The 11071-nt window shown below is 62.1% G+C and carries 10 protein-coding genes and 2 pseudogenes; 4 read left to right on the forward strand and 8 right to left on the reverse strand.

Annotation, left to right across the window (positions count from 1 at the left end):
- Positions 1 to 58: 58 nt before the first annotated feature.
- The gene (locus tag B348_RS0107175; protein WP_017735462.1) at positions 59 to 1297 is read right to left on the reverse strand and encodes an acyl-CoA dehydrogenase family protein; all 1239 of its coding nucleotides are present in this window, start codon (positions 1295 to 1297) and stop codon (positions 59 to 61) included.
- A 251-nt stretch (positions 1298 to 1548) separates the two neighbouring features.
- Between B348_RS0107175 and sfnG the strand changes: the two genes are divergently transcribed.
- A complete protein-coding gene (sfnG, locus tag B348_RS0107180; RefSeq protein ID WP_017735463.1) occupies positions 1549 to 2634 on the forward strand; it encodes a dimethylsulfone monooxygenase SfnG in 1086 nt (361 codons plus the stop codon).
- Between the two features lie 7 nt (positions 2635 to 2641).
- Here sfnG and B348_RS0107185 read toward each other — a convergent pair.
- Positions 2642 to 3079: pseudogene (locus tag B348_RS0107185) on the reverse strand (GNAT family N-acetyltransferase); the annotation flags it as partial.
- 94 nt (positions 3080 to 3173) lie between these two features.
- Here B348_RS0107185 and B348_RS0107190 point away from each other — a divergent pair.
- Entirely contained in the window at positions 3174 to 4760 is a 1587-nt protein-coding gene (locus B348_RS0107190; RefSeq protein WP_026136624.1) for a RimK family protein, read from the forward strand.
- Positions 4761 to 4905: 145 nt separating this feature from the next.
- Here the strand turns inward: B348_RS0107190 and map are convergent, their stop codons facing one another.
- Both map and B348_RS0107200 read right to left on the reverse strand, forming a co-directional pair.
- Positions 4906 to 5661: a type I methionyl aminopeptidase gene (gene map / locus B348_RS0107195; protein ID WP_017735466.1), complete on the reverse strand. Its 756-nt coding sequence runs from the start codon at positions 5659 to 5661 to the stop codon at positions 4906 to 4908.
- The gene (locus tag B348_RS0107200) at positions 5661 to 5861 is read right to left on the reverse strand and encodes a ParD-like family protein (RefSeq protein ID WP_017735467.1); all 201 of its coding nucleotides are present in this window, start codon (positions 5859 to 5861) and stop codon (positions 5661 to 5663) included. Before B348_RS0107200 ends, map begins: the two co-directional genes overlap by 1 nt.
- Before the next feature lie 255 nt (positions 5862 to 6116).
- Here B348_RS0107200 and ilvA point away from each other — a divergent pair.
- Positions 6117 to 7115 (forward strand): annotated as a pseudogene (ilvA, locus tag B348_RS01000000129820) (threonine ammonia-lyase, biosynthetic); the annotation flags it as partial.
- A gap of 257 nt (positions 7116 to 7372) precedes the next feature.
- Positions 7373 to 7639, forward strand: coding sequence for a DUF1652 domain-containing protein (locus B348_RS0107210; protein WP_017735469.1), 267 nt, complete (start codon positions 7373 to 7375; stop codon positions 7637 to 7639).
- Here B348_RS0107210 and B348_RS0107215 read toward each other — a convergent pair whose 3' ends face one another.
- The 4 genes from B348_RS0107215 to xylB form a co-directional block, all read right to left on the reverse strand.
- The gene (locus tag B348_RS0107215; protein ID WP_017735470.1) at positions 7640 to 8038 is read right to left on the reverse strand and encodes a hypothetical protein; all 399 of its coding nucleotides are present in this window, start codon (positions 8036 to 8038) and stop codon (positions 7640 to 7642) included.
- An 81-nt stretch (positions 8039 to 8119) separates the two neighbouring features.
- Positions 8120 to 8374 (reverse strand): DUF2790 domain-containing protein, encoded by a 255-nt coding sequence (locus tag B348_RS0107220; protein WP_017735471.1) that lies wholly within the window; start codon positions 8372 to 8374, stop codon positions 8120 to 8122.
- Between the two features lie 171 nt (positions 8375 to 8545).
- On the reverse strand, positions 8546 to 9484 hold the full coding sequence (locus tag B348_RS0107225; RefSeq protein ID WP_017735472.1) for a carbohydrate kinase: 939 nt from the start codon (positions 9482 to 9484) through the stop codon (positions 8546 to 8548).
- Positions 9485 to 9496: 12 nt separating this feature from the next.
- On the reverse strand, positions 9497 to 10978 hold the full coding sequence (xylB, locus tag B348_RS0107230; protein WP_017735473.1) for a xylulokinase: 1482 nt from the start codon (positions 10976 to 10978) through the stop codon (positions 9497 to 9499).
- Between the last annotated feature and the right edge of the window lie 93 nt (positions 10979 to 11071).

Here is an 11071-nt window from a genome sequence, read left to right on the forward strand (position 1 = left end):
ACTGACCCACCGCTATCGCAGGCAAGCCAGCTCCCACATTTTTTTACCGTGACTGGTCTTAGTTTTTTGCCGGGCCATTGCCGATCTGCCACACAAACGGCGGCTCGGTCCCATTGATCACCCAATCCCCGACAATCCGCGCCTTGTAGATCACCGGATTATGCGACGACACCGTACGCGCATTGCGCCAATGTCGGTCCAGGGATTTACCCTGGCGCACATCCGACGCCCCCAGTGCATTGAACAATTGGCTGGTGGCCCGCTGGATCAACTCCGACACCACCACCTGCGCCGTCGCCGATTCAATCTCGGCCGCCACATTGGCGGCGCGCTCGGCGGCATCATCCCCGCCAAACCGCGCCACGTAGGCTTGCTGTGCCGGCAGCGTGGCTTTCAACGCACTGGCTTCGGCAGCATAGACCAGCGCCGCGACGTCACCCACCACCTGTTGCACCTGCGCATCCGCGCTGACATGGGGCGCATTGCCATGGCTGTAGATGCGCTTGCGGCTGCGCACCTGCTCGGCCACGTCGTTCAGCGCGGCGCGGCCGATCCCGGCCAGGCTGGCCAGTAACACCAGTTGGTAGAACGCCGTCTGGTATTTGAAGCGCGTGGCAAAGTCGATCACGTTGTCCGCTTCCACCACGGCGTTGGTAAAGCGCGAGGTGCCGCTGCCGGTGGTGCGCTGGCCGAAGCCGTCCCAGTCGTCGCTGTGCTCTACGCCGGGCTGGCGGGCGCGGGTGGCGGCGATCACATCGCCCTGGGTGTCGCTGCGCTGGGCGTACACGTCGATCCAGTCAGCGAAAATGCTGCCGGTGCTGTAGAACTTTTCACCGTTGAGTGTCCAGTTGTCGCCGTCGGGGCTGACTTGGGTGACCACATCGCCAATGGCGACGTTGCCGATTTCGGTCCAGGCACAGCCGACGATATCGCCGTCGACAAAGCGCTTGAACCACAGGTCACGCCCGGCGCCGGGCGGTGCGTTGAGGCGGTCTTCGGCAAATGCAAAGTGCCCGCGCAATGCCTGGGGGATGTTGGAGTCGGCGGCGGCCAGTTCGATCAACAGCTCAAACAACTGTGGCAGGGACGCGCCGCCGCCGCCGTACTCCACCGGCACGCGCACGGCGCCAAAGCCGGCGGCCTTGAGCCACTGGATCGGCTCATGGGGCAGGGTGCGGGTCTGTTCGCGCTGCACGGCGCCTGCGGCGATGCGTGCGAAGATCGGCCGGAAGCGCGCGGCCAGCGTGGGGTAATCGACGCCGATGGACAGCGGGTTGATGACGTGGTGTTCAGTCATGGGGGACGGCTCCTGTGGACAATGCAGGGGTGATTGCACAGTCCGTGCCGGGTGCACGAGCCCGTGTTTACGGGGCGCAGCCCGCCGCAACTGTTGCCCTGGCAACAGTGGATCGACAAACCGTCGCGATCTGCGACATCGCTGCGACGCCACGCGTTTTGCCGCAACCCGCCTGGCATGGGCGTTTGGCCGGGCTGGCACGCTTGCTGCTCAAGCCTTCGGTACATCCCCTATGTACGAGGTAGTGTCCGATGAGTCAGCAGCCTGTGAAATTTGCCTACTGGGTGCCCAACGTCAGCGGTGGGTTGGTGGTCAGCAAGATCGAGCAACGCACCCACTGGGGCATCGATTACAACCGCAAGCTGGCGCAACTGGCAGAAGCCGCCGGTTTTGAATACGGCCTGACCCAGATCCGCTTCACCGCCGGCTACGGTGCCGAGAACCAGCATGAGTCCGTGGCGTTCAGCCATGCCTTGCTGGCGGCGACCACCACCCTCAAAGTGATCGCTGCGATCCTGCCTGGCCCTTGGCAGCCGGCGCTGGCGGCCAAGCAACTGGCGACGATCGACCAGCTCACCAATGGCCGCATCGCGGTGAATATCGTCAGCGGCTGGTTCAAGGGCGAGTTCCAGGCCATTGGCGAACCCTGGCTGGAGCATGACGAACGTTACCGCCGTTCCGAGGAGTTTATCCGCGCCCTCAAAGGCATCTGGACCCAGGACGATTTCACCTTCAAGGGCGACTTCTACCGCTTCAACAACTACACCTTGAAACCCAAGCCCCTGGGCCAACCGGAAGTGTTCCAGGGCGGCAGTTCACGGGCGGCGCGGGACATGGCCGCGCGCGTGTCGGACTGGTATTTCACCAACGGCAACACTCCCGAAGGGATCAAGGCGCAGGTTGACGACATCCGCGCCAAGGCGGCGGCCAACAACCATTCGGTGAAAGTCGGGGTCAACGCCTTCGTGATCGCCCGCGACACCGAAGAAGAGGCCCGCGCCGTGCTCGCCGAGATCATCGACAAGGCCGATCCCGAGGCAGTCAACGCCTTTGGCGACGCGGTGAAACAGGCGGGTAAGGCGTCACCGGAAGGCGAGGGCAACTGGGCCAAATCCAGCTTTGAAGACCTGGTGCAGTACAACGACGGCTTCAAGACCAACCTCATCGGCACTCCGCAGCAAATTGCCGAGCGCATTGTTGCGCTGAAGGCGGTGGGTGTGGACCTGGTGCTGGCGGGTTTCCTGCACTTCCAGGAAGAAGTCGAGTATTTCGGCAAGCGTGTGTTGCCGTTGGTACGCGAGCTGGAAGCCAAGGCCGGGATCAAGCAGGTGGCGTAGGCAAGGGCTTTTCCAGGCGCAGGGCGCTGGTGTGGTCGGCGTAGTAGTCGTCGACCTGGGCAAAGCGCCGGTAGCCGTTGCGCTCGTACAAGCCCAGGGCGCCGGGGTTGTCGGTGCGCACTTCCAGGCGCAGGTGGGTGCAACGGTGCGCCACGGCGCAGGCCTCGATACGGGCCAGCAGTTGCTGGCCCAGGCCCATGCCGCGCGCCTGTTCGGCGATGGCGATGGAGTACAACCGCGCCCGCGTACTCCGGCGGCGCAACAGCAGCAAGGCATAACCGAGCAGTTGCCCGTCACGCGCCACCACCAGCAACTGGCCGTGGGCGCGGCTGACCATCCAGCGCAGACTGCGCGGCGAGAGCCGATCACTGATAAAACATTGCTGCTCCAGCGCGATTAACGCGGGTATATCCGTGGTGCATGCAACGCGAAAGGAAAGTGCCATATGACCGCCGTAAAAGTTGCGTAACGAAACGGGACTTCTCTAAAAGATCGTGCTTAATAGAAAAGGTCGAGTTCTCTTAAGCGGATCAAATACTATGTCAGCGGTACAAGGTCATTGGCGTGAAGTATCCGAGCAAAGTGTCGTGGCGACAATAACTTCCAGCGGTTATTTTTCCACGACTTCCAAACCGTCCAGTCAAGTAGTGATCATCGTCGAACGCCGGGAAGATTGGGCCTCCTATTTCCCCAGCGAAGACATCGTCACCGCCCAGGAATACCTCGAACAAACCCGCGACAGCGACGTGGGCAAGCGCATTCAGGTGATCAACCTGTGCCGCAGCTACAAGTACCTGGGCCACGGCTACTACTGCTCGCTGCTGGCCGAGGCGCGCGGGCACAAGGTGATTCCGTCGGTGCGCACCATCAGCGAACTGACGAAAAAGTCGTTATACGGGCTGGCCCTGGATAACTTGGACAAGACCCTGGATAAAGCCCTCAGTCATCATCTTTACAGCAATGCCGAGGGCTTTACCCTGACACTTTATTTTGGTCGGACCACGATTGAGCCATTACAGGATCTGGCCCGCGAGTTGTTTGAAACCTTTGCCTGCCCGATTCTATTAGTTGAATTCAAGAAGCATAACGGCTGGCATATTGAAGGCGTCAAGTGCGGCGCATTGCATAAGTTGCGCGATGATCAGGAAGATCAATTCGCCCACGCCCTCGACAACTTCAGCCGCAAGATCTGGCGCCAGCCGCGCTCACGCCGGGTGGCCCGTTATGACCTGGCGATCCTCCACGATCCCCTGGAGCAATTGCCACCGTCCAACCCCAAGGCCCTGGAGCATTTCATCCGCGTCGGCAAGGGCCTCGGCATTGATGTGCAGTTGATCGAGCGCAAGGACTACGCGCGCCTGGCCGAATACGACGCCTTGCTGATCCGCGAGACCACCAGCGTAGACAACCACACCTACCGCTTCGCCAAGAAAGCCGAAAGCGAAGGCCTGGTGGTGATGGACGACCCGGCGTCGATCCTGCGCTGTACCAACAAGGTCTACCTGGCCGACCTGCTCAACAGTCATCAGCTGGGCATGCCCGCCACCGAGATCCTCTACAAGGAACGACCGGAGGATTTTGAACGGGTTGGCGAGCGCCTGGGTTTTCCGTTGGTGCTGAAGATCCCCGACGGCTGCTTTTCCAAGGGCGTGATCAAGGTGGAAAGCCAGGAGGCCTTGCTCAAGGCCACCGCCGAGCTGTTCGAGCATTCGGTGCTGCTGCTGGCCCAGGAGTTTTTCTATACCGAGTACGACTGGCGCATCGGCGTGCTCAACCGCAAGCCGATCTTTGCCTGCCAGTACTTCATGTCCAAGGGCCATTGGCAGATCTACAACCACAAGGCCATCGGCCAGGCGATCAACGGCGAGTGCCGCACCCTGGCGGTCCATGAAGCGCCGAAGGCGGTGGTGGAGCTGGCGGTGAAGACCGCCAACCTGATCGGCGACGGCCTCTATGGCGTCGACCTCAAGCAGTCCGGCGACAAGGTGGTGGTGATCGAGGTGAACGACAACCCGAATATGGATGCGGGGATCGAGGATGCGTATTTGCAGGACGATCTGTATGGGTTGGTGCTGGAGGAGTTTGTGCGGCGTTTGGAGTTGAAGCGCCAGGGGCAGGGTTGGTAAGACTGTTGAAGAACAACAGTGGACGATCAACTGTGGGAGCTGGCTTGCCTGCGATAGCGGTGGTCCAGTTAAAACAACAGTGACTGACCCACCGCTATCGCAGGCAAGCCAGCTCCCACAAAAAAACCAGTTTCAGCAGTGGGATTCAGGGCGTGGCTTGGAGGGTCAGCACCTCAAACCCCTGCGCCGTCACCGCCACCGTATGCTCCCACTGCGCCGACAAACTGTTGTCCTTGGTCACCACCGTCCAACCGTCCTTGAGGCTGCGTGTCTTGGCGCCGCCCTGGTTAAGCATCGGCTCGACGGTAAACACCATGCCTTCACGCAGTTCCAGCCCGGTGCCGGGGCGGCCGAAGTGGAGGATCTGCGGTTCTTCATGCATCTGCCGGCCAATGCCATGGCCGCAGTACTCACGCACCACGCTGTAGCCGTTGGCCTGGGCGTGGCTCTGGATCGCGTGGCCGATGTCGCCCAGGCGCGCGCCGGGCTTGACCTGGCGGATGCCCGCCCACATCGCCTCGAAGGTCTGTTCCACCAGGCGCCGGGCCTTGGGCGGCACGTTGCCGATCATGTACATCTTGCTGGAGTCGGCGATGTAGCCGCCTTTTTCCAGGGTGATGTCGATGTTGATGATGTCGCCGTCCTGCAACACATCCTTGGCACTGGGCATGCCGTGGCACACCACCTCGTTGATCGAGGTGTTGATGGAGAAGGGGTAATCGTATTGGCCAAGGCTGGCGGGGCGGGCCTGCAAGTCGTTGCGGATGAAGGCTTCGACGGCGCTGTCCAGCGCCAGGGTGGAGCGGCCGGCGGCGACAAAGCCGTCGAGCATGTCGAACACCTGGGCCAGCAGGCGCCCGGATTCGCGCATCACGGCCAGTTGGGCGGCGGTCTTGATCATCAGCTGCGCCCCCGGATCAGGTCGGGCTTGTCCAGCAACAATTTGTTGATCAGGTCGTTGTAGGCCAGGTTGGGATTGAGTTCGGCGAGCAGGCCGATCTTGATCCAGAACTCGGCCTGGGCGTTGATGGAGCGGTCCATCGCGGCGCTGGCCAGGCGCAATTGTTCGTGCAGTTGGTCGGTGATCTTGACGATGCCCATGGGGTTCACTGTGCTGGATTGATATACAAAGCGTATATGTTTCGTATATCGCAAGTAAACCTTTTGTTGACTCGTCCTGCCGTGCGCGGTTAATTTCAGGGCATGACTTATCCAACGTTGCGCAGCCAGCCAAGCATGATTATTACCGCCATTCCTCATTTGGCGGGATAGCGCACGGCTGCACCCAAACCCGCCCTAGAGGCGGGTTTTGTTTTTCCGTCTCCAGGGCCCTTTACACCACGCCAGGAGACACCCATGAGCACCTGCACCGCGCCCCACACCGCCGACACTGGGCTGCTTGAGCATTACGTGAAAAAGATCCTCGCCGCCCCGGTGTACGACCTGGCGGTGCGCACGCCCTTGCAAGTGGCGCCGGCGTTGTCGGCCTTGCTGGGCAATACCCTGCTGCTCAAGCGTGAAGACCTGCAACCGACGTTTTCCTTCAAGATCCGCGGCGCCTACAACAAGCTGGTGCAACTCAGTGACGCGCAAAAGGCCCGGGGCGTGGTGACGGCCTCGGCGGGCAACCATGCGCAAGGCGTGGCGCTGGCGGCCCTGGAATTGGGGATCAAGGCGCGCATTGTCATGCCCGCCACCACCCCGGAACTCAAGGTGCTGGGCGTGCGTTCGCGGGGTGCCGAAGCGGTGCTGCACGGGGCGAGTTTTCCGTTTGCCCTGGCCCATGCGTTGCAACTGGCCGAGGCCTCGGGTTGCACCTTTGTCTCGCCCTTCGATGACCCGGAGGTGATTGCTGGCCAGGGCACCGTGGCCATGGAAATCCTGCGCCAGCAACAAGGCCCGCTGCACGCGATCTTCGTGCCGGTGGGCGGCGGCGGGCTGATCGCCGGGATTGCTGCGTACGTCAAATACTTGCGGCCAGAAGTGCGCATCGTCGGCGTCGAGCCCGAAGGTTCCAGTTGCCTGTTGGCAGCCCTGCGTGCCGGCGAGCGGGTGGTGTTGCCCAGTGTCGATGGGTTTGCCGATGGCACGGCGGTGGCGCAGGTCGGCGCGTTTGGTTTTGAAATCTGCCGCGATTGGGTGGACGAAGTCATCACCGTCAGCAACGACGAACTGTGCATCGCGATCAAGCTGATCTACGACGACACACGGTCCATCACCGAGCCTTCCGGGGCATTGGCGGTGGCCGGCATTCGCAAGTACGTCGCGCGCAGTGGCGTGTGTGGGCAGACACTGGTGGCGATCAATTCCGGGGCGAATATCAACTTCGATAGTTTGCGACATGTTGCCGAAAGAGTGGCTGCGCAAGGGGTCGCGTGATACGAACTGGCGGGTTAAACGTTTAATCGCAGCGGTTCGGCGATGATTCAAGCGGCGCTGTTGCCGATATATAACGCCGCACGCCGCTTATGAGGAAAGGTTACAACGGCAACGGATTTTGCCGGGTAGGCTGGTGATTGCAAGCGTCTTCCAGGGTTGGCAAGACGTGGCAGGCCAGTGCCTGCCGGATCCATAACAATCGATTGGCAGTCTCAGGAAAGGAGAGGTTGACCATGCTTTCGGAACTGGAACTACGCAGCATTATTGAAACAAGTTTCCTGCCCAAGCGGTGCGAATGCACCAAAGCCGAAGACGCTTCGCTGACGATCAAGGTCTACGACGACCGCGACCGTGACCGGGTGGATTTGGAAGTCAAAGGCATCAACGCCGATAAACTCGACAGCAGCCGCGCCATTTGCAACCTGATCACCGGGTTGCGCGAAAACCTCAAGCACACCCATGCACCCGCCCTGCAAAAAGCGGGCGGGCGTGCCTATTGATCAGGCCGCCGTTTGAGGGGTTGGCACCGACGCCCTGTGGGCCTGGATAAACGCCAGGCCCAGCACGGTTTCCGTGGCCACCGCCAGCAGGATGCCCGGGCCGGCGTTGCCACTGATCCACTCGCTCAAACCCAACGCGGCTAGGACAAAACACCCGGTGATAAACCCGGTGGTGATGGCGCGGCGTGTGTCAGAGGGAGGTGCGTGGCGGGCGCGGTAGAACATGATGCCGAGGGCCAGGAACAGCGCGGCGTTACGCCGGGCCACCAAGCCCGTGGCGCTTGAATATTCCACACTCCACAACCATAACAGCCAGTCGGGGCGCAGGCCCCACGTGAGTGCGAGGGCGAAGCAGAGCAGGGCGGTAAACAGGGCGAGCGTATGAAAGCGCAGCGGCATGACGAGTCCTTTCGGCCGGGTGATCAGCGCGCAAGGATAACCGTTCGCAAGCCAATACGCCGCCCTTTGTCAGCACGGTGCTCAATTCTGGGACAGGCAGGCTTCAGACAGCTTCTTGTAGCTTACGTACTGCTCGACACCGGCCTTGTCGAGAAACTTGATATCGGCCTTGACGACCTTGCATTCGCTGGTCTGCGGTTCGTTCATCGAGATGACTTTCTGCACATCCATGGGCATGCCGTAGCGGTAAGGCACCGGTTTTGAATCGGCTTGGGCCACGCCCGAAACGGCGGCCAGCGCCAAGGGGAGGCCGATCAGCAGGGTTTGGGTGTTCATGAAGGTTCTCCAACAGGGATTCGCTGGCCCATCGTGGTGATGGGCGGACGCGTTCACTGTTGTCCCCCGACATTAACCATTGATTAATTTTGGGGGTTCCTGACAAAAGCTTCATGTTCGAAAGCGATTACCTACATGATCGCCGAATTTCTCCTACATTTATCGCGATTTTCAGCCCAGTTGGTCGCGGTAGGGCAGGTCCGGGCCGGTCTTGCCGCAGGTCATGGCCGCGGCGCGAATGGCAAACCCCAGCATGCGGTCGATCTGCTCGCGAGACAGCTGTTGCAGGCCTTCTACCGAGTCCAGCGCGTGCTCGGTCAGCCAGGCAATCAACGCCGCCTGGAAGGTATCCCCGGCGCCGACCGTATCGGCCATCACCACCTTGACCGCAGGTGCAGACCAGTGCCCATGCTGGCGGCTGAATACGCTGGCGCCGTCGCCACCGCGGGTGAGAAACACCAGCTGGCAACGGTGTTGCAGCCAACCTTGCAAGACGCTTTCCGGCGACTGTTCGGGGTAGAGCAGGTGCAGGTCTTCGTCGCTGACCTTGATCAAGTCGGCATGCTGCACCAGCTCGTCGATGCGCGCGCGCCACAGGTGGATGTCCGGTTGCGGGTTGAGACGCACGTTGGGATCGAGGCTGATCAGGCGCTTGCCGCTTTCACGCTTGACCAGGTGCAGCAGGGTGTCGCCCACCGGCTGCACCACCAGGGAAAACGAGCCGATATGCAGGCCGCGAATGTCAGCGCCGAGTGCCGGCAGATGGCTGGTCTGCAGCAGGCGATCCGCGCACCCGTCGCCGCGAAAGCTGTACTGCGGCGAACCATCGCTGCCCACCGCGACCATCGACAGGGTGGTCGGCGCGGCGAATTCCACCAGGAACTGTTCGCTCACGCCTTCGTCCCTGAGCACCTGCAACAGGCGCCGGCCGAGGAAGTCGGTGGACACGCCACCGAACAGTCCCGCCTCGACGCCCAGGCGGCGCAGACCCACGGCCACGTTGAACGGCGAGCCACCGGCAAGTGCCTTGTAGTTGACCTTGGAAGCCTGCCCGCTGGCATCCTCCTCGCTGAAAAAATCAAACAGCGCTTCACCACACACCAGATACATAGTCGTTCGCTCTTAAAGGGTGGCCACGTGCTGTTGATAGCGCTCGTAGGCCTGTTGATAGGCGCCGACACTGGCCGCCACCGGCAAGGTGCGGCTGGCCAGGTCAAGGCTCACGCAGCGGTCGCACAAACGGGCCAGGGATTCGCCGGATTGGCTCCACGCCGCCTGGATCGCTGCGCCCAGTGCGGCAGCTTCCGGTTGTTCGGTACAGACCACTTCGGTGTTCATGATGTCGGCGACCATCTGCCGCCACAGCGGGCTTTTCGAACCGCCGCCGATCAAGCGGATGCTCTGGCTTTGCAGGCCGGTCTGGCGCAGCAGGTCAAGGCCGTAGCGCAGGCCGAAGGTGGTGCCCTCGACCACCGCGCGGCACAGGTTGGCGCGGGTCAGGTTGGTCATGGTCAGGCCGTGCAGGCTGCCGCTGGCGTGGGGCAGGGCAGGTACACGTTCGCCATTGAGGAACGGCAGCATGCTCACGCCCTCGGCGCCAATCGGGGCCTCGGCGACCAGGGTGTTGAACGCGGCGAGGTCCAGTTCGAACAGCTCGCGGATCACCCCGGTGGCGTTGGTCAGGTTCATGGTGCAGATCAACGGCAGCCAGCCGCCGCTGGATGAGCAGAACGTCGCCACTGAGGCCTGGGGGCTCACGTTGGGTTGGTCGGCAAATGCGTAGACGGTGCCCGATGAACCGAGGCTCATGGTGATCACGCCGGGGGCAATGTTGCCGGTGCCGAGGGCGCCCATCATGTTGTCGCCGCCGCCGCTGGACACGATCGCGTTGGGGTTGATGCCCAGGCGTTCGGCGATGGCCGGCAGGATCGTGCCGACGGCTTGATCGGCCTCGATCAATGGCGGCAAGGCGTTGACCAGGCGCCCAGTCGGATCGATGTGCTGCAGCAGCGCCACATCCCATTCGCGGCTGCGCACATTGAAATAGCCGGTGCCCGACGCATCGCCGTATTCGGCGACGGCACGCCCGGTGAGCCAGTAGTTGAGGTAGTCGTGGGGCAGCAGCACATGGGCGATCTGCGCGAATACGTCGGGGTGTTGCTCGCGGGTCCACAGCAGCTTGGACACGGTGTAGCCCGGCGCAATCGCCACGCCCAGGCGTTCCAGCGAGCCGCTTTCGCCGCCCAGATAATCCAGCAGTCGCTGGTTTTCGGCGGTGGTTTCGGTGTCGCACCACAGTTTGGCCGGGCGCAGGACCTGGCCGCCCTCATCGAGCAGCACCAGCCCGTGCTGCTGGCCGGAAACGCCGATGCCAAGGATGTCCTGGCCGTCCACGCGGGCCTGTTGCAAGGCGCGGTGGGTGGCGGCGGTAAAGGCGTCGAGCCATTGCTGGGTGTCTTGCTCGCGGCGGCCGTTGGCGCCGCTGATCAATGTGTGTGGAGCGTCGCCCTGGCCCAGCACCTTGCCGCTGGCAGCGTCGAGGACGATGGCCTTGGTGCCCTGGGTGCCGCAGTCGATGCCGAGGAACAGGTTTTGCTGGGTCATGGTGGGGTGCTCAGCAGTATTGTTGTTTTGGATTGAAAACCCGATCAACTGTGGGAGCTGGCTTGCCTGCGATAGCAATCTGTCAGTCACAAC

This window comes from Pseudomonas sp. CBZ-4 (assembly GCF_000346755.1).
Classification (GTDB): Bacteria; Pseudomonadota; Gammaproteobacteria; order Pseudomonadales; family Pseudomonadaceae; genus Aquipseudomonas.